This is a genomic window from Bradyrhizobium sp. Ghvi, from assembly GCF_900115265.1.
Taxonomy (GTDB): Bacteria; Pseudomonadota; Alphaproteobacteria; order Rhizobiales; family Xanthobacteraceae; genus Bradyrhizobium.
In genome coordinates this window covers 514,264-537,044 of sequence record NZ_FOVU01000004.1, presented here as the reverse complement: position 1 = coordinate 537,044, position 22,781 = coordinate 514,264, and the positions used below count along the sequence as shown (strand labels likewise).

Annotated in this window: 23 protein-coding genes and 1 pseudogene; 18 read left to right on the top strand and 6 right to left on the bottom strand. The window is 63.7% G+C overall.

Annotation, left to right across the window (positions count from 1 at the left end; genetic code table 11):
* Positions 1-99: 99 nt before the first annotated feature.
* The gene (locus BM374_RS18085; protein WP_092294460.1) at positions 100-411 is read right to left on the bottom strand and encodes a helix-turn-helix domain-containing protein; all 312 of its coding nucleotides are present in this window, start codon (positions 409-411) and stop codon (positions 100-102) included.
* 82 nt (positions 412-493) lie between these two features.
* Positions 494-1,915, bottom strand: coding sequence for a magnesium transporter (gene mgtE, locus BM374_RS18080; protein ID WP_092294458.1), 1,422 nt, complete (start codon positions 1,913-1,915; stop codon positions 494-496).
* 82 nt (positions 1,916-1,997) lie between these two features.
* Between mgtE and BM374_RS18075 the strand changes: the two genes are divergently transcribed.
* Entirely contained in the window at positions 1,998-2,804 is an 807-nt protein-coding gene (locus BM374_RS18075) for a polysaccharide deacetylase family protein (protein WP_092294456.1), read from the top strand.
* A 180-nt stretch (positions 2,805-2,984) separates the two neighbouring features.
* On the top strand, positions 2,985-4,235 hold the full coding sequence (locus BM374_RS18070) for a polysaccharide deacetylase family protein (protein ID WP_092294454.1): 1,251 nt from the start codon (positions 2,985-2,987) through the stop codon (positions 4,233-4,235).
* An 11-nt stretch (positions 4,236-4,246) separates the two neighbouring features.
* On the opposite strand, the gene BM374_RS18065 is transcribed toward BM374_RS18070, so the two are convergent.
* The gene (locus BM374_RS18065; RefSeq protein ID WP_092294452.1) at positions 4,247-4,621 is read right to left on the bottom strand and encodes a hypothetical protein; all 375 of its coding nucleotides are present in this window, start codon (positions 4,619-4,621) and stop codon (positions 4,247-4,249) included.
* A gap of 239 nt (positions 4,622-4,860) precedes the next feature.
* Between BM374_RS18065 and BM374_RS18060 the strand changes: the two genes are divergently transcribed.
* The 11 genes from BM374_RS18060 to BM374_RS18010 all read left to right on the top strand — a co-directional run bounded on the left by BM374_RS18060 (position 4,861) and on the right by BM374_RS18010 (position 15,198).
* Positions 4,861-5,118: a hypothetical protein gene (locus tag BM374_RS18060; RefSeq protein ID WP_092294450.1), complete on the top strand. Its 258-nt coding sequence runs from the start codon at positions 4,861-4,863 to the stop codon at positions 5,116-5,118.
* Between the two features lie 629 nt (positions 5,119-5,747).
* Complete coding sequence (gene coxB / locus BM374_RS18055) at positions 5,748-6,758, top strand: cytochrome c oxidase subunit II (protein WP_092295000.1); 1,011 nt, start codon at positions 5,748-5,750, stop codon at positions 6,756-6,758.
* A gap of 2 nt (positions 6,759-6,760) precedes the next feature.
* The gene (ctaD, locus tag BM374_RS18050) at positions 6,761-8,668 is read left to right on the top strand and encodes a cytochrome c oxidase subunit I (protein ID WP_177248404.1); all 1,908 of its coding nucleotides are present in this window, start codon (positions 6,761-6,763) and stop codon (positions 8,666-8,668) included.
* Entirely contained in the window at positions 8,665-9,264 is a 600-nt protein-coding gene (locus BM374_RS18045; RefSeq protein WP_092294446.1) for a cytochrome c oxidase subunit 3, read from the top strand. The genes ctaD and BM374_RS18045 overlap by 4 nt, the downstream gene beginning before the upstream one ends.
* Positions 9,261-9,614 carry a hypothetical protein gene (locus BM374_RS18040; protein WP_092294444.1) on the top strand — a complete coding sequence of 118 codons (354 nt, stop codon included), beginning with the start codon at positions 9,261-9,263 and terminating at the stop codon, positions 9,612-9,614. The genes BM374_RS18045 and BM374_RS18040 overlap by 4 nt, the downstream gene beginning before the upstream one ends.
* On the top strand, positions 9,602-10,522 hold the full coding sequence (locus BM374_RS18035) for a cytochrome c oxidase assembly protein (protein WP_092294442.1): 921 nt from the start codon (positions 9,602-9,604) through the stop codon (positions 10,520-10,522). Before BM374_RS18040 ends, BM374_RS18035 begins: the two co-directional genes overlap by 13 nt.
* Positions 10,523-10,608: 86 nt before the next feature.
* Positions 10,609-11,397, top strand: a complete 789-nt coding sequence (locus BM374_RS18030) for a heme-binding protein (protein ID WP_092294440.1) — start codon at positions 10,609-10,611, stop codon at positions 11,395-11,397.
* Positions 11,398-11,499: 102 nt separating this feature from the next.
* A complete protein-coding gene (locus BM374_RS18025; RefSeq protein WP_092294438.1) occupies positions 11,500-13,347 on the top strand; it encodes a methanol/ethanol family PQQ-dependent dehydrogenase in 1,848 nt (615 codons plus the stop codon).
* Entirely contained in the window at positions 13,331-14,170 is an 840-nt protein-coding gene (locus BM374_RS18020) for a substrate-binding domain-containing protein (protein ID WP_092294436.1), read from the top strand. Before BM374_RS18025 ends, BM374_RS18020 begins: the two co-directional genes overlap by 17 nt.
* Positions 14,170-14,805: a c-type cytochrome gene (locus BM374_RS18015; protein ID WP_092294998.1), complete on the top strand. Its 636-nt coding sequence runs from the start codon at positions 14,170-14,172 to the stop codon at positions 14,803-14,805. Before BM374_RS18020 ends, BM374_RS18015 begins: the two co-directional genes overlap by 1 nt.
* A gap of 12 nt (positions 14,806-14,817) precedes the next feature.
* Positions 14,818-15,198: a c-type cytochrome gene (locus BM374_RS18010; RefSeq protein ID WP_092294434.1), complete on the top strand. Its 381-nt coding sequence runs from the start codon at positions 14,818-14,820 to the stop codon at positions 15,196-15,198.
* Between the two features lie 44 nt (positions 15,199-15,242).
* On the opposite strand, the gene BM374_RS18005 is transcribed toward BM374_RS18010, so the two are convergent.
* Positions 15,243-17,159, bottom strand: a complete 1,917-nt coding sequence (locus BM374_RS18005; protein ID WP_502689446.1) for an SDR family oxidoreductase — start codon at positions 17,157-17,159, stop codon at positions 15,243-15,245.
* A 391-nt stretch (positions 17,160-17,550) separates the two neighbouring features.
* Between BM374_RS18005 and BM374_RS40125 the strand changes: the two are divergent.
* Positions 17,551-17,946 (top strand): annotated as a pseudogene (locus BM374_RS40125) (hypothetical protein); the annotation flags it as partial.
* A gap of 69 nt (positions 17,947-18,015) precedes the next feature.
* Entirely contained in the window at positions 18,016-18,429 is a 414-nt protein-coding gene (locus tag BM374_RS39420; RefSeq protein ID WP_244552633.1) for a Crp/Fnr family transcriptional regulator, read from the top strand.
* Positions 18,430-18,435: 6 nt separating this feature from the next.
* On the opposite strand, the gene BM374_RS17995 is transcribed toward BM374_RS39420, so the two are convergent.
* Positions 18,436-19,272, bottom strand: coding sequence for a glycosyltransferase family protein (locus tag BM374_RS17995; protein ID WP_244552621.1), 837 nt, complete (start codon positions 19,270-19,272; stop codon positions 18,436-18,438).
* A 92-nt stretch (positions 19,273-19,364) separates the two neighbouring features.
* Entirely contained in the window at positions 19,365-19,652 is a 288-nt protein-coding gene (locus BM374_RS17990) for a hypothetical protein (protein WP_092294426.1), read from the bottom strand.
* Positions 19,653-19,982: 330 nt separating this feature from the next.
* On the opposite strand from BM374_RS17990, the gene BM374_RS17985 reads away from it, so the two are divergent.
* Genes BM374_RS17985 through BM374_RS17975 form a run of 3 tightly spaced genes read left to right on the top strand, consistent with a single transcriptional unit; the run spans position 19,983 to position 22,779 of the window.
* A complete protein-coding gene (locus tag BM374_RS17985; protein ID WP_092294424.1) occupies positions 19,983-21,083 on the top strand; it encodes an inositol-3-phosphate synthase in 1,101 nt (366 codons plus the stop codon).
* A complete protein-coding gene (locus BM374_RS17980) occupies positions 21,083-21,679 on the top strand; it encodes a histidine phosphatase family protein (RefSeq protein ID WP_092294422.1) in 597 nt (198 codons plus the stop codon). The genes BM374_RS17985 and BM374_RS17980 overlap by 1 nt, the downstream gene beginning before the upstream one ends.
* Positions 21,676-22,779 carry a CgeB family protein gene (locus tag BM374_RS17975; RefSeq protein ID WP_092294420.1) on the top strand — a complete coding sequence of 368 codons (1,104 nt, stop codon included), beginning with the start codon at positions 21,676-21,678 and terminating at the stop codon, positions 22,777-22,779. Before BM374_RS17980 ends, BM374_RS17975 begins: the two co-directional genes overlap by 4 nt.
* Positions 22,780-22,781 lie beyond the last annotated feature (2 nt).

Here is a 22,781-nt window from a genome sequence, read left to right as displayed (position 1 = left end):
TCGTCAGTGGCATCATTATGGGCCCGGTCCGCCAGAGTGCAATGGAGGACATCAGCCCAGGGGTGCGGATCTGAAGGCCGCAACGCCAGGAGCTTGACGTCAGGCTTTGGCGAGCGCCTGGAACACCGTGTCGGGCGCATGCGCGATCACGGCCAGGAGGGCGCGGGCGGGGCCGCGCGGGGCGCGCTTGCCCTGCTCCCAGTTGCGGATGGTCTCGACGGGTACACCGAGCTTGGCGGCAAACTCCATCTGGGTGAGGCAGGCGCGCCGGCGCAAATCGCGCACCGCGAGCGAACCAGCCCCGGCCGGCGGAGTCTCGACCGCAGGCGGGGCCGGCTGGACGGGAAATTCCTGACCATCCCGTAGTTCAACGACCCTTCCGTCCGCCTTCAGCCGCAACCGCATGCTCATTCCCCCAAGCACGGGCAATAATGCGGCAGGTCGCTTAAGGCCGGATTAAAGGTTGAGGACGGCGCATTGCTCTCGTGCCCTACTACTTCAACCCGAACCACAGCGTTGCGATGCCGAGGAAGGAGAAGAAGCCGACGACGTCGGTCACCGTGGTCACGAACGTGCCGGAAGCCACGGCCGGATCCGCCCTGACGCGTTCGAGCGCCATCGGGATCAGGATGCCGCCGAGCGCGCCCGCGATGAGGTTGCAGATCATCGCAAGGCCGATGACGACGCCAAGGCCCGGGATCTTGAACCAGGCCACCGCGGCGATGCCCGTGATCACGGCAAAGGCGATGCCGTTGATGAGGCCGACCAAGGTTTCGCGGATGATCACGCGCCAGGCATTGAAGGAGCCGAGCTCGCGGGTTGCGAGTGCGCGCACCGCGACGGTCATGGTCTGCGTCGCGGCATTGCCGCCCTGGCTCGCCACGATCGGCGCCAGCACGGCAAGCGCCACCATCTGTTCGAGCTGGCCTTCGAACAGGCCGAGCACGGAGGACGCGAGGAATGCGGTGGCGAGATTGATCAGCAGCCAGTTGAAGCGGCCGCGCGCAATGGTCAGAAACGTGTCCGACAGCTCTTCGTCGCTGGTGACGCCGCCGAGCGCCTTGAGGTCCTCGTCCGCCTCCTCCTCGATGACGTCGACCACGTCGTCGACGGTGATGACGCCGACCAGGCGATCCTGGGTGTCGAGCACGGGGGCCGCGACGAGATTGTACTTGCCGAACATGCGCGCGACCTCCTCCTGGTCCTCCAGGACGGAGACGCGGCGGCGATCCTCATCGGTCAGCTCGGTGAGTGGCACAGGGCGGCGCGCGCGCAAGATCACGTCGAGCGGAATCGCGCCCTGCCAGTGCTGATCCTTGTCGACGACGTAGATCTCGTAGAATCGGTCCGGCAGGTCGGGCGTATCGCGCATGTAGTCGATGGCCTGCCCGACCGTGAAATCCTGCGGCACGGCGATGAATTCGGTCTGCATGCGCCGGCCGGCGGAGTTTTCCGGATACAGCAGGCTGCGTTCGAGCGCGACGCGCTCCTTGAGCGGCAGCTTCTCGAGGATCTCCTCCTGCTCGTCCTCGTCGAGGGTTTCGAGCAGTTCGACCGCATCGTCGGATTCGAGCTCGCGGACGCCCTCGGCCACCGTCTCGGGCGGCAGCTCGTCGAGGATCTCCTCGCGCACGCTTTCGTCGACCTCGTTCAGCGCGGAAAAGTCGAAGTCGGCGCCGGTCAGCTCGACCAGGCGGACGCGGTTGTCGGGCGCCAGCGCCGCGATGAGATCACCGAGGTCGGCCTCGTGCAGTTCGGCGACGCAGGCGCGCAGCGCGGCGCTGTCCGCAGCCTCGATCGCATGGGCGATTTCCTCGACGAATTCGTGCCTGATTTCGCCGTCTTCATTGCGCATCGGCACGTGGTCGAGTACCGAGGCGTCAGCGGCGTGAGCACCGTCCATATGTTCATCCATGGTGGCCTCGCCGTTTGACAGGTTGGAACGAGTGGTCTGAGCTGATGGTTCAGGCAATACCCACAAGGCAATCGCAAGCGCAATGGCAAATATGCATCGACCGAAATGGACCTCGATCACGATGGGCCTGGCTCTCGCCGGCCTCGGCACGATCGGCTCTGTCGCGGCCGCGGACTGCCCGCGCAAGGATGCGCTCGGCACCTCGCGCGTCTTGAGCGTCGATGCCAGGACCACGCCGCGCGTCGGATTGAAGAGCTTTCCGCAGACGCTGCCGCTCGCCGATCACGAGGTCGTGCTGACCTTCGACGACGGCCCGCACCCGCCGACGACGTCGAAGGTGCTGGCGGCGCTGGCGCAGGAATGCGTTCGCGCGACCTTCTTCATGATCGGCCAGCACGCCGCCGAACACCCTGATATGGTCAAGCGCATTGCGCGCGAGGGCCATACCATCGGCCACCACACCTTCTCACATCCGTTCATGGCGCGGATCCCGGCCGACAAGGCGAGCAGCGAGATCGACCGCGGCATCGCCGCCGACGAGATGGCGCTGCACGGGGTCTCGACCACGACGCCGTCGACACCGTTCTTCCGCTTCCCCTATTTCGAAGCGACGCCGGCTGAGCTCGACCTGCTCCAGTCGCGCGGCATCGTCGTGTTCGGCGCCGATCTGTGGGCCAGTGACTGGAATGAGATGACGCCGGAGCAGGAATTGAAGCTGATCACCGAGCGCGTTGCTGCCGCCGGGAAGGGCATCGTCCTGTTCCACGACTCCAAGGCGCGCACGGCCGCCATGATGCCCGCCTTCCTGCGGTACCTCAGAGAGAACGGCTTTCACGTGGTTCACGTGGTCCCGGCAGGCACATCACGGAACAATGCCGACGCGCATTGATGCCGGAATGTCACGCCTGACCAAAATGGGGTGATTTGAGGCCTATTAACATTCTGTTCATGCTGCGCCATGCAATGATTGAGGGGGAGGCCGAGGCAGGAAAGGTGGTTGCGCCTGAACCGTTTCCTGATGTCACCGACCTATTATGGCGACAGTCGCAGATGAGGACGTACAGGGTTCATGACCGGCAGTAGTGCTGTGATCCGGACGCGATCGTGGGCCGTCCTGCTTCTGGGGTTGATGACCGCGGCGTCGCCGGCGGCCTTCGCAGCCGACTGCCCCGGTCATCCTGATGCGCTCGGCACCTCCCGCACCCTCGTCGTCGACCCGCGCGAGCATCCGCGCATCGGCACCATGCAATATCGCGAGACGCTGCCGCTGAAAGACCACGAGGTGGTCCTCACTTTCGACGACGGTCCGCTGCCGAAATATTCGAACCAGGTGCTCCAGATCCTCGCGAGCGAGTGCATCAAGGCGACCTTCTTCATTATTGGTCAGCAGGCCAAGGCCAATCCGGAAGGCGTGCGCAAGCTGGTGGCGGCCGGCCACACCGTCGGCACCCACAGCATGACCCATCCGCTGACGATGAACAGCATGCCGATCGACAAGGCTGAGGCCGAGATCAACGGCGGCATCGAGTGGACCTCGGCGGCGATGACGGACCCATACAAGCTGGCGCCGTTCTTCCGCATTCCCGGCTTGATGCGCGCTGACGGCGTCGAGAACTATTTGATCTCGCGCGGCATCCAGGTGTGGAGCGCCGACTTCCCGGCTGACGACTGGCGGCATGTGTCACCCGATCGCGTCTACCAGCTCGCGATCCAGCGGCTGGAGGCCAAGGGCAAGGGCATTCTGCTGCTGCATGACATCCAGGCCCGCACCGTGGCGGCGCTGCCGAAGATCATCCGTGACCTGAAGGCGCGCGGCTATCACATCGTGCATGTGGTGCCCGCAACGCCCGACCGGCCGGCGACGCCGACCACGCCGGTCGAGTGGCTGCTGCATCCGCCGACGGAGACGACGCCGATCGCGCGCTGGCCGGCCGTGCCGAACTTCACCTTCATGCAGACCGCGACCTTGCCGGCACCCGACCCTGCCGATCTCAACGCGCAGACCGCTCACCAGCCGCAACTGCTGCCGCACAAAACCATGGCACAGGCCGATATCGCGGCCACCCTGCCCGCGCCCGGCCGCGATCTCTTCGCGATCCCGGAGGGCTCCGTCGAAGTGCTGCTGTCGACCACCTTGTCGCGCCGGGCCGCGATGCGGCTCGCCATGGCGGCCGAGGCGCCGCATGCCGGCAAGGGCAAGGCTGGCAGGATGCAGGCGCGGCGGACGCCTGCACACGCTGCGCCGGCGCGCGCAGCTCAGGTCAGGACCGCGGCGCCCCGACCGACCCGCCTCGCCACCGGCGTGAAGAAACGCGCCTGAACTTAAAGCCGTTACTGCCGCATGATGGCGGCGACGCAGAGCAGCACGATCAGCGCCAGGAAGAACAAGTCCATATAGGACTTGAGCTCGCCGTCGCGGCGTAGCCGCGCGACATCGGTCACGATCTGCTTGCGCGCGATGGTCCCACCCGAGCCGTCATTGATCGGCGCCTGAAGCCGCTTGGTTTCGGCTTCGAGCTTCTCGATCTTCTGGAAGAAGTAGAACGCCCGCAGCGTCGAGGCCGCGCGCATGCCGGCATAGACCAGCACCAGGATCGCGAGGACCGCCCGGTTCTGGTACTTCTCCATGAAGTTCAAGCTGAAATAGACCAGCGCCATGAACGCGAAATTGGTCAGGAAACGGTAGACGAAACTTAGAAAGACCATGCTGGCTCCAGCCGAGAGAGGTCGCGCGAGGCCCGTCTACGCCAACTTTGTTTCAACAAAGATACGATCGCCCGCGCGCCGCCGCCTTTTAGCCACACGCCGCCATATTGCAAGCCAGACGGCGAGGCGCCCTGTTCCTGGCGCTCCGCCGCCCAACGCTGCTCGATGGAGATTCGGCGGAAGCTACGGTAGACTGCTGCCACCGCACCAGGCGATGTCTTGCGGATTGGGGTCTGCCGATGCCAAGGAAGGGAATCACAGGGCACGACGACTGGGTTCTGACCGAGGCGCTCGCGACCGCCCTGGTCGCGCTGGAGCAGCTCGAGGCCAAGCACCAGCCGAGCGCACATATGGATGACATCCGCAAGCTGCTGTCGAACGGCAAGGAGCCGGCGGCGGTGAGCCTGCATCTGGCCCAGGCCAAATGCCGTCTGTTCCCCGAGCTCGATCCGCTCGAGATCTACCGGGAATACGGGATCGGCGAGGAATATGGCTGAGAGGCGCGCGTTACCGCCGGCGGCCAGGAACGAGGTTGGTGGGATATCAATGGGTTAATTCCTGATGGTGGAGGACGCCTTCAGCGCATCGCGTAGCGCGCTCGAAACTCGGCGGCCTATCCGCCTTGCATCTCCCAGCACCCGCAACTTGCTGTTAGGAACGACAGCGCCTACCCCGCATTGCTTGCAGATCTAACGGGAGCCACGAATAGTCAATAGCAGCGCTGGCTTTTGGCAGACGTCTCAGCCAGGGCAATGAGGATGTGGTCTATCGGAGCGTTCATCCCGTGATCTGGTACGGCGTCGGACGGAAGCCGCCCAGCGGCGCGACGAGCCCGAAAGCCAATGGCGAGATGATCACGCCTTCAGAGGACCTTGCGGATGCTTGAGAACCTTCGCGCGATCGCCCAGCCTGGAGCGGTCATTGCCGTCCTCATCATCTTGCTGCTGATGGCAGCAGCCGACGCGGCCATATTTATCGCAACGAGGGGATGGCCTTTCTGAGCCGGAAGCGTCGACCTCAATAAGGCCGTCGGGCGACGCATCACGCAAGCGGCCCGCCCTGTCGCGATAGGAACCTTCATAGGATTGTCCGGTTCGCCTCTCGCAGGGGAGGACGGCGAACATTGATGCCTGTCAGGATGCGAACGGCTCTGGTGCCATCTGCGACACTGCCGCTGGCCGCTTGTGCCGGCCGGCAGTCCGCGCTCGACCCGCAAGGGCTTCAATCGGACCAGATCCTCCGGACTTTCTTCATCTTCCTGATCGTTGCCGCTGTGGTCTGGATCGCCGTCGTGATCGCATTATGCGTGGGCATGCTGCGCCAAAAGCGTGCGGCCGATCAGCCCCTCGCGCTGCACCGGTCGTTTGAGCGAACCAGCGGCCGCATCGTCTTCGTGTTGGGGCTCGCGACCCTCGTCATCGTGCTCGGGCTCTCGATCGTCAGCTATGCCGGTCAGCGCACCGTCTTCGCCAAGGACGAGAACGCCCTCACGCTCAAGATCATCGGTCACCAATGGTGGTGGGAGGTTCGCTACGAGGACGGCAGCCCCGACAAGAACTTCGTGACCGCAAACGAGATCCGCATTCCGACCGGCCAGCCCGTGAAGGTCGAGTTGGAATCCGCCGACGTGATCCATAGCTTCTGGGTCCCCAGCCTCACCGGCAAGATGGACCTCATCACCGGGCAGAAGAACGAACTGCAATTCACTGCGAAGAACGCCGGCACCTATCGCGGCCAATGCGCCGAATTCTGCGGCCATCAGCATGCCCATATGGCCTTCGCCGTGCTCGCGCTGTCGCCGGATGAATTCGATCGGTGGCGCGACCACGAAAACCAGGGCGCGAGCAGCCCGACCGACCCGCTCGGCAAGCAGGGCGAACAGCTATTCCGCGCGCGCGGCTGTGCGCTCTGCCACACCATCCGCGGTACGCTCGCTGGCGGGCAGCTCGGCCCTGACCTCACCCACGTCGGCAGCCGGACGACGGTCGCGGCCGGAACGCTGCCGATGTCCCCGGCAACGCTTGCCGCCTGGATTGCCGATCCCCAGCACATCAAGCCCGGAAACTTCATGCCCAGGACGCCGCTGCAGTCGGACGAGCTCATCGCGATCCTTCATTATCTGGAGCAGCTCAAGTGAGCATGGTGGCCGAGCAACGCGAGCTGCGCGATGACGCGCTGAATGGCCTGCAACTCTCGACACGGCTCGAGAACATCTGGCGCACGCCGTCCGGCTTCTTCGGGGCGCTTGCGTCGGTGGATCACAAGGTCGTCGGACGCCGCTACATCGTCACGGCATTCGCGTTCCTGCTGCTCGGCGGGCTTCTCGCAGTGCTGATGCGCGTTCAACTCGCCGGCCCTGAGAACACGTTCCTGTCCGCCGACAAGTACAACCAGATCTTCACGATGCACGGCTCGACCATGATGTTCCTGTTCGCCGTGCCCGTGATGGAGGCATTCGCCGTCTATCTCGTGCCGCTGATGGTCGGAACGCGCAACATCGCTTTCCCGCGCCTGAATGCCTTCAGCTACTGGATGTTCCTGTTCGGCGGCTGTTTCCTCTGGATCTCCTTCATGCTCAATGTCGGCCCTGACGTCGGCTGGTTTGCCTACGTTCCGCTGTCTTCATTGCAGTACACGCCGACGAAACGACCTGATGTCTGGGCGCAGATGATCACCTTCACCGAGGTTGCCGCGCTCGCGGTTGCCGTGGAGATCGTGGTGACCGTGTTCAAGCAGCGCGCGCCCGGCATGACGCTCGACCGTATTCCGCTTTTCGTCTGGGCCATGCTGGTCACCAGCTTCCTGGTGATGTTCGCGATGCCCTCGATCATGGTCGCATCGACCTCGCTGATCCTGGACCGCCTCGTCAACACCCGCTTTTACGATTCATCTTCGGGCGGGCATCCCCTGCTCTGGCAGCATCTGTTCTGGTTCTTCGGTCATCCCGAGGTCTACATCATCTTCATCCCTGGTACCGGCATGGTCTCGGCGATCCTCGCAACCTTCACCCGTCGTCCCGTGGTCGGCTATCCCGTCGTCATCCTCTCGCTGATCGCGACGGGCTTCCTGTCGTTCGGCCTGTGGGTCCACCACATGTTCGTCACGGGCCTGCCGCAGCTCGGCGCCGGCCTGTTCACGGCCTCCAGCATGCTGATCGCGGTGCCGAGCGGCCTGCAGATCTTCTGCTGGCTCGCGACGCTCTGGGATGGCCGCCCGGTCTACCGCACGCCGCTTCTGTTCGTGATCGGCTTCATCGTGATCTTCGTGATCGGCGGCCTGTCCGGCGTGATGGTCGCCTCGGTGCCGATCGACACCCAGGTGCATGACACCTATTTTGTCGTCGCCCATTTCCATTACGTTCTGATCGGCGGCGCGGTCTTTCCGCTCATCGGCGCCGTCTACTACTGGTTTCCCAAGATCGCGGGGCGGATGCTCAGCGAGCGGCTTGGACTCTGGCACTTCTGGCTCGCCTTTGTCGGCTTCAATGTCGCGTTTTTCCCGATGCATATCCTCGGGCTGATCGGGATGCCGCGGCGGGTCTACACCTATACCGCGGACATGGACTGGGCCCATCTCAACCTGCTCTCCAGCGCCGGCGCCGCCATCTTCGCGCTCAGCTTCGCGTTGCTGCTCGTCAATGTGATCTATAGTCTTCGGAGCGGCGCGCTTGCGGGCGACAATCCCTGGGATGCCTCGACGCTGGAATGGGCAACCACGTCACCGCCGCCGCCGCAGAACTTCGACCGCATTCCCATCGTCAAGCATCGCGATCCCCTGTGGTTCCACAATGAGAGCTTGCCCGTGGTCGCAGGTCTCAGCGTGGAGCGACGCGAGGTGCTGTTGACGTCGCTGGCGGAAGCCGAGCCGCAGATCCGCGAGGCATCTCCCGACCCGAGCATCTGGCCGCTGCTGACGGCCATTGCGACGACGGTGTTCTTCATCGGCTCGATCTTCACGCCCTGGGCGGTGCTGTGGGGTACGCCACCGATGGCGGTCGCCTTGATCGGCTGGTTCTGGCCGACAGGCAGCAAGGAGGACGAGGAGTGAGGCAGACCATCGTCCGCAATGTCGCCGAGCTGCCAACCTATGGCTACGGCCCGCGCAGCGGCCCCTGGTGGGGCGCCATGGGCTTCATGGCGCTGGAGGGCATGGGATTTGCCATCGCCATCGGGGCCTACCTCTATCTCTATGCCGTCAACCCGAACTGGCCGATTGGAGCGGCGCCGCCCGATCTCTGGCCCGGAACGGCCGAGACCATCGTCTATCTCTTGAGCATCATCCCGAACGAAATGACCAATCGCGTGGCGCACCGGCAGGATCTTGCCAAGGTACGCATCGGCCTGATCGTGATGTCGCTGATCGGCATCGCTCTGCTCGTCCTGCGCGGTTTCGAGTTCGCCCATCTCAACACACGCTGGGACAACTCCGCCTATGGATCGATCGTCTGGTTGATCCTGGGACTTCACACCACCCATCTTGCCACTGACGTCGGCGACACGGTCGTGCTGGCCGTCCTGATGTTCACACGCCACGCCAAGCCGCGCCGGTTCAGCGACGTCACCGACAACGTGTTCTATTGGAATTTCGTCGTGCTGGCGTGGCTGCCGCTCTACGTCCTGCTCGACTGGGTGCCGCGCCTATGACCGACACTGAACGAGACACGAAACTGCTTTATTGGGCCGGCGTCGCGCTCGGTCCCCTCGCCTGGGGCATCAACCTGCAAGGGATCTACGCGCTCGCCCATTTCTCGTGCGAGACGACAAAGCAGAGCGGCACGATCATAAGCGCCGTTCTGGCGATCATTGCCCTGGCGGGCACGGCAATATCCGCGCGCGCGGTTCGTCGCCGCGCCGGGGCGGAGTGGACCGATGCGCAAGGCGGTGGTCCCCGCGCGTTCATGGCCTGGCTTGGCGTCGGCACCGGCGTGTTGTTCGCACTGGTGATCGCGAACCAGCTTGCGGCATCGCTGATGATCAGCCCATGCCTGCGCTGAGACTGCTGGCGCTCCTGCTGAGCCTGGTCACGGCGCCGGCGATGGCCCATGGCATCTCGGATGTCGATCCGGGTTCGCTCTGGAGCTTCGATCTGTGGCTTTTGGCACCCCTCTATGCCGTCGGCATCGGCTTCTATGTCGGCACGCAACGGCTCTGGCGCCATGCCGGCGGCGGGCGCGGCGTCAGCTTCCGCCAAGTCGGCGCATTCTGGGCGGGATGGCTGATTGTCGCGCTCGCGCTCACCTCGCCGCTGCATTGGCTCGGCGAGCGTCTGTTCACGGCTCACATGGTCGAGCACGAGTTGCTCATGATCGTCGGCGCGCCGCTGATGGCCTTCGCCCGGATCAACGGGCCGATGATGTGGAGCCTGCCTGTCTCGGCTCGTCCTGCCGTGGGCCGATGTCTCAACTGGCCTGGCGTGGCTTGGCCGTGGACGCTCGTCAGTCATCCCGTCAGCGCGACTGCCCTGCATGGCCTGGCGCTCTGGGTTTGGCATGCGCCGCCGCTCTATGCGTGGGCGCTCGAAAACACCGCCGTCCATCGCCTCCAGCACATCAGCTTCTTCGCCACCGCGCTGTTGTTCTGGTGGGTGCTGCTGCATGGCCGCGGCCTCGGGCGCAGCGTGCGTCTTCGGGACGGCATCGCAATCGCATGCCTGTTTGTCACTGTGCTTCATTCCGGCGTGCTCGGTGCGCTATTGACGCTATCAACACGCATCTGGATTCCCGGCCAGGGCGCCCTTGCAGGCGAGTTCGGTTTGTCGCCACTGGAGGATCAGCAACTCGCGGGCATTCTGATGTGGGTGCCCATGGGCATCCTCTACACCGGTGCAGCATTGTTCTTCGCCTATCGCTGGCTGACCACGATCGACGCGTCCCGCGTGCCGACAGTTCGGCATGCCGGCTGAAGGATCCGCTTGATCACAAGGGACATAGGAACCGCAAGTTGGATTGCGACGTTCGCCTCCTGACTTTCGACATCCGTGGAGGCCACATGGGCAAACCAACCGTCCTGGCGACTGTCATCCTCGCGGCTACCCTTGCCATGCCGCAAGGCGCGATCGCGCAAGATCAGCCGCGCCCGGGAATGTCGTGTCCGGTGGACCATGATCAACTGGCGGACATCCTCAAGAAGAGCGTCAAGCCGGGCGGCGGCCCGAGCAATGGTGGCCTCGACAACAACGAGTGGGCTGCCGTCGTGAACCGGCAGGGCGTGGTCTGCGCCGTCGCCTACAGCGGCAGCAAGGTCGATGATCAATGGCCCGGCAGCCGCGCCATCGCCGCCGAGAAGGCCAACACGGCGAATGCGTTCAGCCTGACGAGCAAGGCGATGGCCAGCGCCAACCTCTACGCGGGGGCACAACCCGGCGGCTTCCTCTTTGGTGCAGCGCTCAGCAACCCACCTTCTCCGGAGGTCATCTATGCGGGCACACCGGATGAATTCGGAACCGCGCATGACCCGATGGTTGGCAAGCCCGTCGGAGGCGTGATCGTCTTCGGCGGCGGGCTGGCGCTCTATGACGGCAACGGCATCGCCGGCGCGCTCGGCGTGAGCGGCGACAGCTCCTGTGCGGACCACAATGTCGCCTGGCGCGTGCGCCACCTCCTCGGCCTCGATCACGTGCCGGCTGGCGTCAGCCCCAACATGAAGGACGCGATCATCTACGACATCGGCCCGGACGGTAAAAGTCCATCCGGATTTGGTCACCCGAAATGCAACGGCAAGGAAGACCAGATCGCGGTCGATCTCGGCGCCGGCGTCTCGGGAAGTGTCGTGAGATAGGCGCTTGAGTACTTAGGAACCAAGCGCGAGCGCAACGTTTGTACGTTCGCAACCCGGCCTGCAGCGCGGCAAGGCCTCATCATGCCGTGGAGATCTTCACCTATGTTAATGTCCGGCCTCAGGCAATTGCTGTGGGGAACGTCGAGTGCGCTCTGCGCCTGCTGCGCATTGCAGTCCTCCGGCTTTGCCCAGACCGATCTGGCCAGCCGCATGAAAGATCCCGGCCAGTGGCCGATGGCTGCACGTGACTATGCCAACACCCGATACAGCGCTCTCGACCAGATCAACGCAAGCAATGCTTCACGCCTGCAGCTCGCCTGGACGTTTTCGATCGGAGCCGATCGCGGTCAGGAGGCCGCCCCACTCGTCGTCGACGGCACCATGTATGTCGTTGGCCCCTATGCCGGCCCCTACCCGAACCGCGTGTTCGCTCTCGACGCCACCAGCGGCGAGTTGAAATGGTCGTACGCACCGAAACCTGAGCCCGCCGCAGCCGGCGTTGCCTGCTGCGATGTCGTCAATCGCGGGCTCGCCTTCGACAACGGCAAGGTGTTCCTCAACACGCTCGACAATCATTCCGTGGCGATAGACGCCAAGTCCGGCAAGGAGCTCTGGCATACGAAGCTCGGCGAGATCAACAAGGGCGAGACCATCACGATGGCGCCCGTCATCGTCAAGGGCAAGGTTCTCATCGGCAACAGCGGTGGAGAGATGGGCGTGCGCGGCTGGGTCACCGCGCTCGACGAGAACACCGGTGCCATCGCCTGGCGCGCCTATGCTACGGGCCCCGACAAGGATGTCTTGATCGGCGATGACTTCAAGCCGTTTTACGACAGCCTCAAGGGCAAGGATCTCGGCGTCAAGAGCTGGCCTGCCGACCGATGGCAAGTCGGCGGCGGCACCATGTGGGGATGGATCTCCTACGATCCCGACCTCAACCTGATCTTCTACGGCACCGCAAATCCAAGCCCTTGGAATGCGAACCAGCGCAGCGGCGACAATCTCTGGAGCACGACCATTTTCGCGCGCGATCCTGATAATGGGCATGCGAAATGGGCCTATCAGGTCAACCCGCACGATCTGTTCGATCATGACGAGATCAACGAGAACGTACTGGTCGATCTGGAGCTGAACGGCCAAGCGCGCAAGGTGCTGATTCATCCCGGCCGCAACGGCTACATGTACGTGATCGACCGCGCCACCGGCGAAGTGATCTCCGCCGATGCCTATGAGTTCGTGAACAGCTACAAGGGTGTCGATCTCAAGACCGGCAAGATCATTCCCAACGAGGAGAAGACCCCGCTCGTCGGCAAGACCGTCGAGAACATCTGTCCGAGCGCGCCGGGCGCCAAGGATTGGCAGCCAACGGCGTGGTCACCGCGCACGAAGCTGCTTTACGTTCCGCATCAGCATCTCTGCATGAACTTCAAGGCGTCGCAGGTCGGATATATCGCCGGCACGCCCTATGTCGGAGCCGATGTCGATATGTATGCCGGTCCCGGCGGGCATCGCGGCGAGTTCATGGCGTGGGATCCGGTCGCGCGCAAGAAGGTGTGGGAGATCCACGAGAAGCTGCCGGTCTGGAGTGGCGCGCTGGTGACGGCGGGCGATGTCGCGTTCTATGGAACGATGGACCGCTTGTTCAAGGCGGTGGACGCAAAGAGCGGAAACGTGCTCTGGCAGTTTCGTGCGGGTTCGGGGTTCATCGGCCAGCCGATCTCCTACCGCGGCTCGGACGGGCAGCAATACATCGCAATCCTTTCGGGCGTCGGCGGCTGGCCCGGGGCGGTGGCGAATGCGGAGCTCGATCAGCGCGTGCGTAACGGCGCGCTGGGCTTCACCGGCGCGATGCAGGATCTGCCGTTCTACACCACCGGCGGCAGCGAACTCCTGGTGTTCAAGCTCGGCAGCGCCAACGGTCAGGACAACGGCCATGCGCCTCCGCAGTGATTGTGCCGCTGTTGCGTTTGCCGGCCTGATCGGGATCATCTCCCCCGTATCGGCCGCGCCGAACGGCGAGCTTCGCGTCTGCGCCGATCCGAACAATCTGCCGTTCTCCAACAGCTCCGAGGCTGGCTTCGAGAACAAGCTCGCGGCGATGGCAGCCGAGGCTCTCGGACTATCGCTGTCCTACACCTGGTGGGCGCAGCGTCGTGGTTTTATCCGCAACACATTGAAGGCCGGCAAATGCGACCTCGTGATCGGCGTCCCCTCCGGCTACGAGCTGGTCGAAACCACAAAGCCCTATTATCGCTCGACCTACGTCTTTGTAAGTCGTCGCGACGCCCATCTTGACCTCTCCTCGCTACTTGATCCGCGCCTGCATCATCTCGTGATCGGCGTGCACCTCGTCGGCGACGACGGCAATAATCCGCCGCCGGCCGAGGCCCTCGGCCAGCTGGGTATCGTCGACAATGTCCACGGCTACTCTATCTATGGAGACTATCGCCAGGCCGACCCGCCAGCGCGCCTGATCGAGGCGGTCGAACACGGCGAGATCGACGTTGCCGCGGCATGGGGACCGCTGGGTGGCTATTTCGCCGAGCATTCCAAGGTGCCGCTGACGGTCACCCCGATCCAGGACGGCGAGCGCTTCACGCCTCAGCAATTTCAGTTCGCCATCGCGATGGGCGTTCGCAAGGGAGACCACGCTTTGCGCGACCGGTTGAACGCGTTCATCGACGAGCATCGATCCGATATCGCCGCGCTGCTGCGGAGCTACGGCGTGCCTCTGGTCGACGAGCCCGTGACGGCATCGGGAGGACAACAATGATGTCTGCTCCATCGCTGCGCGCGAGCGCTATGGCACTGCTGCTGGCGGTCACGCCTGACGGCGCCGTGCTTGCCCAGCAAACTCTGCCGCAATCCCAGGAAGCGCAGCTGCCCACCGTGGCGCCGCGTCCGAATTTCGGTGGCAGCGTGGGGAACGGCAGGCCGGGCGTCTTCATGCAGGTGCCCGTCACCCATCTCTTCCCCGGCGCTCAGCCCGATCCGCCCGAAATCAAGAACCCCGTCCAGGGCGACCCAAATGCCGAGCAGCGCGGGATGACCTATTTCGTCAATTTCAATTGCGTCGGATGCCATGCGCCGAATGGCGGTGGCGGGATGGGGCCGGCGTTGAGCAACAATCTCTTCACCTATGGCTCGCAGCCCGAGAACATCTACCTGTCGATCTATCAGGGGCGCCCCAATGGCATGCCGGCCTGGGGTGGCGTGCTGCCCGACAGCGTGATCTGGGATCTCGTCACCTATATCGGCAAGATCAGCAATGAGCCGAACCGGCAATGGGGCCGCACCTTCGCCGCCAATCCGCTGTCGCCCGAGGTGGAGCAGGTCCCGAGCGAGCAGGTCTCGACGACCGATCCATGGTCTGCCACCAAGACCTTCAATTTCGGTCAGAAGCCTTAAGCGGAGTGGCGAATGGGCGACGATCTTGCCGCACGGTTGCTGATCGCCTCGCTGCTGGGGCTGACGGTGATTGGCTGCGGCAAAGCCGATGCCGCGGGCCCTGATAATTTCAATGGCGATGCCGAGCGCGGCGCCGACCTTGTCAAGAACTACCATTGCGGCGGCTGTCACGACATTCCCGGCATTGCCGGCGCGGACGGCAATGTCGGCCCGCCGCTGCAGCGGGTCGGCACGCGGACCTATATCGCGGGCTACATCCGGAACTCTCCCGACAACATGGCCGCCTGGATCGAAGATCCGCAGCGGGTGTTACCAGGCAATGCCATGCCAAGAATGGACATCCCGCAGAAGGACGCGCGCGATATCGCGGCGTTTCTCTATACGCTGAAATAGGCCACACGAACGACATAGGTTCCGCGATGGGCTGCAGCCGCCGATCACGATCGCCATGATCGGCGATGCCTCGCCCTGATCCGCGGCCGCCGCGGTGCGCCGGCAGTCGAGGCGACGAAAGCAACCAACGCACCCGCTCCCAGCACAACAAGTCCCTTGCTGATAATGCCAGCCGGCGGAAGCTGCTTCCGGGCCAACCAACCGCCGTCCACCGACTTGCCCGGCGGGAAGGCTTCGATGACACTCCCCTCGCTGATCGGTGCCCGCCGCGCGCGCGACAGCAGAAAACGGAATGCCCTTCCCAGGACCTCCTCGGTCAATTTTGGGGCGACTGCGTAAGCCATCTGACCTGCGCGTGCGGGCCATCCGACGGACACCTCATCGCGAGGTGCACGGACCAGGCTGAGAAAGGTCCGGGCCACATCTTCGGACTGGTAGAGCAGCGGGCCCGGATCAAGCCGCTTCCCGGACACGTTCGCACCGTGGATGAAGCCGGGCGTATCCACCATCGCCGGGAACACCCCGCAGACGTGGATGTGCGGATGTGCGCCGAGTTCCTGGCGCAGGCTCGCGGTGAATCCGCGCAGGCCGAACTTGCTCGCGGTGTACGCGGCGGCAAACGGTGTCGGCGCCCACCCTCCAAGCGAGATGTTATTGATCAGGATTCCCCGCTTCTGACGGAGAAACACCGGGAGCACCGCGAAGGCGCCGTTCATGGCTCCGAGCAGGTTGACTTCGATCGTTCGGCGATGAAGCGCAAGGTCGGCGTCCTGATAAGCGCCGAACACACCCGTTCCGGCATTGTTGATCCAGACGTCGATACCGCCGAACGCATCCTCCGCTTCCGCGGCCAATCGCTGCACCGCCTCGGCATCGGTAACATCGGTCGGGACCGCCAGAGCGCGGCCCCCCAGCGCCTCGCACTCCGTCGCAAGGCTCGTTAGCACCTCGTCGCGCCGCGCGGCGAGAGCCACGCTCGCGCCTTCCCGAGCAAATGCCAGCGCCGCGGCGCGACCAATCCCGCTCGATGCCCCCGTAATAACGACGCGTGTGCCCGCCAAAGGCCGCGACGCAGCCTCCGAAGCGCGGGCGGGAAGAAGCCAGCGCAGCGAACGACGCAGCCGTTCGGTCCCTCCGGATACGAACCAATCGCCATGCGCGAAAATGACCCGCTCAGGCGCCATGCTGACCAGCCGATCCGCCGCGCTTTGCGCCGAACGGCCGCCAAGTCGCAGCAGAAGTCGGAGATAAACCGGCGCCTTGGCGTCGGGCCTGGCGTTGCCAAGCAGGTTTGCCGCGGCCTGATTTGACGGGGGGAGACGATTTAGATCGAGATTTTGCACGAGATCCGTCAGGATCAATGTCCGGCTTCGTTTGTCGAATATCTCCACCTCCGAGAACATTGGTGCGTTGACAAAGATGGTCTCGAGCTCGGCAGCCCACTCGCCCGGCGTGATGTCGTCCAGTTCGCGGTCGATACGAAGACCGGCGCCTCGCACCTGCTTGCGCGCCGACAGGCCCCGCGCCGCGAAGACCAGTGCTTGCGGCAATCGTCTCTGCCACGCTGGCAGGAACATCCAATGCGCAACGCTGGGCGCGAGCAGATATTTGATCGGGCCTAACCGCTCCAGCTGCTCGCGCAGAACCGACGAGTATCGCACTGGCGAGTGCAGCACGAGATCGCCATTCGACAACCGAATGACCGTCATACGAATGGGCAGACGCAGGCCGGCCGCGCTGATCGGAACGTCGTCCGCGATCCAGATGTCGTCAGTCACCCTGGTCATGGTGGCGGCCGACAATACGGTATCAGAGCTGTTCATGAGCGCCTTCCCGTTAGCACCTTGGTGCAAATCCCGGGAATGACGCTCGTTCCTGCAATAGTCATCCACGCGAGGCCGCGGAGGTCTCAGGTTGCGCAGGCCCGCGATGCGATGATTGAGGTCAGTTGGCGCACCCATCCGGTTAGCTCACGAGGATCTTGCCGAGCGTAGGAACGGAAGTTCACCCGATTCCTTAGTACGCGATCATCGGGACCGTGTTCATGCGAGCATCCCCAAAATCAGACCGTCAGCGGTCCATATCCGCCGGAACCTTTCTGATTGCCGTGCTGACTGTTCTGATCATCGTGAACACCCTTGAACGCCGGATGTCGTGATTGCCCCCACGGCTTCTCCTCGTCCTGTCGGTCGGCCCTCATCCGCCGGTATTGGCCTCGGGATGGCCGCGAGTTCCGGATGGCGCTTCCAAATGTTGCCTTCGAACGCGACGACCAGCAGCTCGATTGCAGCCGGAGTTAGCTCCGATGAATAGGAACGTTGATCACGGGCGAGCGTCGACCTGCATCCGTTGATGCATCCTGACGTCGGGCGGACGTTATCAAGAGTTAATGCCTTCCCGATGTTACTCGGTCAGAATGATGTCGGCGGCGGGGCGATCGGACAAAGAATGCAGACCGGTTTTCCTTTTTCCACACTCGCCAATCACCTGGCGAGCCTTGCTGACGTGACCACCGAAGATCTCGATCTGCTGGCGGAAATGCCCAGTACGATTGCGCATTTCAGTTCGCGCCAAGCAGTCCTGCGCCAAGACGATGATGCCAATAGATGTTGCCTGCTGCTCCAGGGTTATCTGTCCTGGCAGGATGCCGACGGCGCAGACGGGCAGATCACGTCGATCGCGGTCCCCGGCGACATCGCAGATCTCCAGACACTCTACCAGCCGCGCATCACCGGTAATCTGATTGCGCTCGGGCCCGCCGTCGTGGCGCAGGTTCCGCATCGCTTCTTTCGCGAACTGACGGCGCGGTCGGTCCGAATGTCTCGCGCCTTGTTGCTGATGCTGCTCGCCGACCATGCCATCCAGCGCAACTGGACGATAAACCTCGGCAGCCGGAACGCCTTGAAGCGCGTGGCGCATCTGCTCTGCGAGATCACCACACGGCTGCAGAATGTCGGGCTCGCGAAGGATTTCAGACTATCCTCGCCGTTCACCCAGGCTGACCTCGCCGCGGCCTGCAGCATCTCTCCCGTCCACGCCAATCGCACCATCCAGGAACTGCGCCGCTCCAACCTGCTGCAATGGCACGGCAATACCTTGACGATCTCGAACTGGCCTGGATTGGTCCGGCTGGCGGGTTTTGATCCGGCCTATCTCGGCATCCGTACGCGCGAGCCGGGTGCTCGGCCAGCGCAATCGGGATCGACTAAAGTCGAAAATGTGCCGGCCTGATCATGTTCATGCGACTGTTTGCCCGGACTTAACTCGCTGCTGAAGCGCTTCGCTCACCTCCGCGATGACAACGCTCCAGTCGCCGGCGGTCGTTTGGCGAAACAACCGCACGCTCGGGTACCAAAACGAGCGACCCCCGGTTGAGGGCCACCGCCAGTCACAATCGGCATGCAGCAGCACCCACGCTTCGCATCCAAGTGCGCCCGCGAGGTGCGCGACCATGGTATCGACGCAAATGACAAGGTCGAGCTCACGGAGCAGATGACCAAGCGTTGCCACGTCCGGCGTATTAATGTCGCGCGCGCCGATCCCCAAGAGGCTTTCGCGCGTCGCATCCCGCTGGAGCGAGTGGAGAGCTACGCCACGAACAGCGAAGTGCCGCAACAATTCAGGCGGAACTGCCCGCCGCTTGTCCCACTGGCCGACCTCCCAAACCAGACCTACGGCCAGACCTTCGCGATCGACCGAAAAGGGCACGCGCCTCGGCGGCAGCGTCAAATATGGCGCTCGCATCTCGATCTGCTCTCGTCCGACCTTGAGCGCGTGCGGAACCTCCATGATCTCGATATCGACCTCGAACTCCACGTCCGGCGTACCGTCATGGAGTGCCAGCGAGCGATCGACACCTGCCGCACGTTCCGCCAGCGACAACAGCTCGCTTTGACACCAAAGCGTCACGCTGCACGCCACATCGCGCAGGGGCCGCATGAAGCGGAGAAACTGGATCGTATCGCCGAGCCCGTGATAGCAGCGGACCAGCACGTGCTTACCTGCGAGCGGCTCTCCCCGCCAAATCCGCTGAAGATGCCGCGGGCCTGTATGCTTGGGCGAAAGCGACGCCACCACGAGATCGCGGTCATTGATGGCCCAGGCGCGCGCAAAATCGCCCGCGCGCATCGCCTCCACCCACCCGTTCGCCACGTCCAGCAGCCCGACTAGCGCCGGACGAACTTGTGGAAGCGGCTCAGCTTGCCGTCCTTGGTCCGATCCTGATGGAGAAAGGCAATCCCGGCCTCGTCGAACTTCTCGAAGAACTCGTCCCAGCCGATGCGGTCGAGCTCTTCATCGGGCGGATCGAAATCGATGCGCAGGATGCCGGCGTGTCCATCCTCTTCGGTCGCCTTGACCGTGGCCGGCCGCCCACCGCGCTCCTCCACCCATTTACGGATCGCGGCATGGTCGGTGGTCTCTTGCGCTTCGCTGTTCTGCGTCTTGGACGTCATGTGGCACCTCGCTTGTTGACCGGGCCGCAACGACACCATCATCGCCTGGACCGTTTGCGGTGAAACGCGGGCAATCGGGATTTGTTCTTCACGGTGCGTTGTGGCCCAAGCGGACAACCAGCATCATCTTCTTCATCTTCACCCAGGAAGATCTTCGTTCCCTTCATGCAGCCGCGGATTCTATCCCAGGTTAAGCCCGCTGCATTTTGTTGGTCGGAATCGATCCGCGATTGCAGCTTGGTGCCTCCAGTGCAGGAACGAACATACCTTCCGATACGTTCGCCGATCTACTTACACTGATGCCAGGCGTCTTTCCGGAGGTTTCCGTCCATGCATTCCCGTCTTCAGGACAGGCGCCGCGTGCGCGTCGGCATCGTCGGCGTCGGCAACTGCGCGAGTTCCTTCGTTCAAGGGCTCACCTATTACCGGAACGCCAAGTCGAACGAGCCCGTGCCCGGCCTGATGAATGTCGATCTCGGCGGGTACCACATCAGCGATATTCAGATCGCATCGGCCTTTGACGTCAACGCCAGCAAGGTCGGGCGCGATGTCGCCGAGGCCGTCTTTGCCAGGCCGAACAACACGCATCGCTTCGCCGACGTCGATCAGACCGGCGTGATTGTCCAGCGCGGCCCGGTGCTGGACGGCATCGGGCACTATCTCGAAGATGACGTCCCGGTCGCGGACGTCCCCGAGGCCGACGTTTCGGAAGTTCTGGCGATGTCGCGAACCGACGTGCTGGTCTCCTACCTGCCGGTCGGCTCGCAACGCGCAAGCGAATGGTATGCGGCGCGCGCCATCGAAGCCGGCTGCGGCTACGTCAATTGCATTCCCGTCTTCATCGCCTCCAATCCAGAATGGCGGCAGCGGTTCGAGGATGCGGGACTTCCGATCATCGGAGACGACATCAAGAGCCAGGTCGGCGCCACCATCCTGCATCGCGTGCTTGTCAATTTGTTTCGCGACCGCGGCGTACGGCTCGATCGTACCTACCAGCTCAATGTCGGCGGCAACACCGATTTCAAGAACATGCTGGAACGGGAACGATTGACCTCCAAGAAGATCTCCAAGACCCAAGCGGTCACCAGCCAGTTCGACGTCCCGATGGACCCCGACAACATTCACGTCGGGCCGAGCGACCATGTGCCCTGGCTGACCGACCGCAAGCTCGCCTTCATCCGGCTCGAAGGCACGACGTTCGGCGGCGTGCCCCTGAGTGCCGAAGTCAAGCTCGAGGTCTGGGACTCACCGAACTCGGCGGGCGTCGTGATCGACGCGGTCCGCTGCGCCAAGCTTGCGATGGATCGCGGTCGGGGCGGCGCCCTCACCGGTCCCTCCAGCTATTTCATGAAGTCGCCGCCGCAGCAGTTCACCGACGAGGAGGCCGGACGGCGAACGCGTGCCTTTATCGACGACAAGGCCTACACCTGATGGCCGCAATCATCCATCTGGTCCGCCATGGCCATCACGCCCTGCTCGGCCGCACACTTTGCGGGCGGATGAATGGTGTCACGCTCGACGACATCGGCTGCGAGGAGATGGCGCGCTGTGCAGCCAATTTGCGTCCGCGGCCGGATTTGATCCAATCGAGCCCGCAACGGCGATGCATGCAGTCAGCCTGCATCCTGGCCGCGCATTTCGGTTTGCCGGTCGAGATCGTTCCCGCTCTCGACGAACTCGATTATGGCGAATGGACCGGCCGATCCTTCGAGGAGCTCGGCCGGGACCCGCAATGGTCGCGCTGGAACAGGCAACGTGGGAGCGCCCGTCCAACGGGCGGCGAGAGCATGCGGTCGCTCCAGAATCGTATCGTCAACCATCTGGAGCAGCTGCGCAACGATCGTTCTGCGGGCACGACCATCGCCGTCAGCCATGCCGAGCCGATCCGTGCCGCGCTGCTGCATTACGCGCGCATGCGGCTTGACGACTTTCTTGCGATCGAGATCGATCCGTCCAGCGTCAGCACTCTCAGCGCAGACAGAGGCGGATACAAGATAACCGGAATCAACAAGCGGGTGCCGGCGTGAAGATCGTCATTTTCGGCCTGACCATCTCCTCCTCCTGGGGCAACGGCCACGCGACGCTCTGGCGCGGTCTCTGCAAGCATCTGGCGCGTCTCGGCCACACCGTCGTCTTCTACGAGCGCGACGTGCCCTACTACGCCGGCGCCCGCGACTTCCATGAGCTGCCGGGTGGCCAGCTGCGGCTGTTTTCGAATTGGGAGGAGACCCGATCCCTCGCCCGCGACGACGTCCGGGATGCCGATGTCGCGATCGTGACGTCGTACTGTCCCGATGCGATCGCGGCGACCGACCTGATCATGTCCGAAGGGCGCGCCATTCCCGTCTTCTATGATCTGGATACGCCCATCACGCTGTCGCGGCTCCTGGCGGGTGAATCCGTTCCTTACATCGGCCCGCGAGGCCTGCGGGATTTCGCGCTCGTCCTCAGCTTTACCGGCGGACCGCGCGTGACCCACGAATTCCGCGACCGGCTCGGCGCAGCTGACATCCGTCCCCTGTACGGCCACGTCGACAGCGACATTCACCGCCCGGTGCCGCCTCAAGCGCACTATCGCGCAGATCTGTCCTATCTCGGCACCTACTCCCAAGACCGCCAGCGTGGACTCGAAGCTCTGTTTGTCGAACCGGCACGCGCGCGGCAGGACCTGCGCTTTCTGATCGGCGGAGCGCAATATCCCGACGACTTTCCGTGGTCGCCCAACATCTACTTCGTGCGGCATCTGCCGCCGTCGGAGCATGCGCCTTTCTTTGCGTCGTCGCGTCTGACCCTCAACGTCACGCGCAAAGCCATGGCGGAGATGGGCTGGTGCCCCTCCGGTCGCCTGTTCGAGGCAGCGGCCTGCGGCGTACCGCTCCTGAGCGACGACTGGCCGGGCATCGAGGCGTTCTTGACGCCCGGCCGGGAGATCCTGATCGCGCGTGACGCGCAGGACACCTTGGCCGCGCTGGCAATGTCGAGCGCCGAGCTGCAATCCATCGCCAGGTGCGCCTATGAGCGGACGATGGATCAGCACACATCCGACAAACGCGCCCGCGAGTTGGTGTCGCTGCTCGAGCAGGCGGACTCCAGCGGCGCACATCAGCAGCAATCCGAGGAGGCCTGACC

Bases quoted from the DNA above. Each gene is read 5' to 3' on its own strand.
- BM374_RS18065 (WP_092294452.1), bottom strand. From the start codon at position 4,621: ATGGTCTTTCTAAGTTTCGTCTACCGTTTCCTGACCAATTTCGCGTTC.
- mgtE (WP_092294458.1), bottom strand. From the start codon at position 1,915: ATGGATGAACATATGGACGGTGCTCACGCCGCTGACGCCTCGGTACTC.
- BM374_RS18030 (WP_092294440.1), top strand. From the start codon at position 10,609: ATGGGCAAACCAACCGTCCTGGCGACTGTCATCCTCGCGGCTACCCTT.
- BM374_RS18070 (WP_092294454.1), top strand. From the start codon at position 2,985: ATGACCGGCAGTAGTGCTGTGATCCGGACGCGATCGTGGGCCGTCCTG.
- BM374_RS18040 (WP_092294444.1), top strand. From the start codon at position 9,261: ATGACCGACACTGAACGAGACACGAAACTGCTTTATTGGGCCGGCGTC.
- BM374_RS18060 (WP_092294450.1), top strand. From the start codon at position 4,861: ATGCCAAGGAAGGGAATCACAGGGCACGACGACTGGGTTCTGACCGAG.
- ctaD (WP_177248404.1), top strand. From the start codon at position 6,761: ATGGTGGCCGAGCAACGCGAGCTGCGCGATGACGCGCTGAATGGCCTG.
- BM374_RS18010 (WP_092294434.1), top strand. From the start codon at position 14,818: ATGGGCGACGATCTTGCCGCACGGTTGCTGATCGCCTCGCTGCTGGGG.
- BM374_RS18085 (WP_092294460.1), bottom strand. From the start codon at position 411: ATGAGCATGCGGTTGCGGCTGAAGGCGGACGGAAGGGTCGTTGAACTA.
- BM374_RS18005 (WP_502689446.1), bottom strand. From the start codon at position 17,159: ATGGGTGCGCCAACTGACCTCAATCATCGCATCGCGGGCCTGCGCAAC.
- BM374_RS18075 (WP_092294456.1), top strand. From the start codon at position 1,998: ATGGCAAATATGCATCGACCGAAATGGACCTCGATCACGATGGGCCTG.
- BM374_RS18035 (WP_092294442.1), top strand. From the start codon at position 9,602: ATGCCTGCGCTGAGACTGCTGGCGCTCCTGCTGAGCCTGGTCACGGCG.
- BM374_RS17985 (WP_092294424.1), top strand. From the start codon at position 19,983: ATGCATTCCCGTCTTCAGGACAGGCGCCGCGTGCGCGTCGGCATCGTC.
- BM374_RS18015 (WP_092294998.1), top strand. From the start codon at position 14,170: ATGTCTGCTCCATCGCTGCGCGCGAGCGCTATGGCACTGCTGCTGGCG.
- BM374_RS17980 (WP_092294422.1), top strand. From the start codon at position 21,083: ATGGCCGCAATCATCCATCTGGTCCGCCATGGCCATCACGCCCTGCTC.
- BM374_RS18025 (WP_092294438.1), top strand. From the start codon at position 11,500: ATGTTAATGTCCGGCCTCAGGCAATTGCTGTGGGGAACGTCGAGTGCG.
- BM374_RS17990 (WP_092294426.1), bottom strand. From the start codon at position 19,652: ATGACGTCCAAGACGCAGAACAGCGAAGCGCAAGAGACCACCGACCAT.
- BM374_RS18020 (WP_092294436.1), top strand. From the start codon at position 13,331: ATGCGCCTCCGCAGTGATTGTGCCGCTGTTGCGTTTGCCGGCCTGATC.
- BM374_RS39420 (WP_244552633.1), top strand. From the start codon at position 18,016: ATGTCTCGCGCCTTGTTGCTGATGCTGCTCGCCGACCATGCCATCCAG.
- coxB (WP_092295000.1), top strand. From the start codon at position 5,748: ATGCCTGTCAGGATGCGAACGGCTCTGGTGCCATCTGCGACACTGCCG.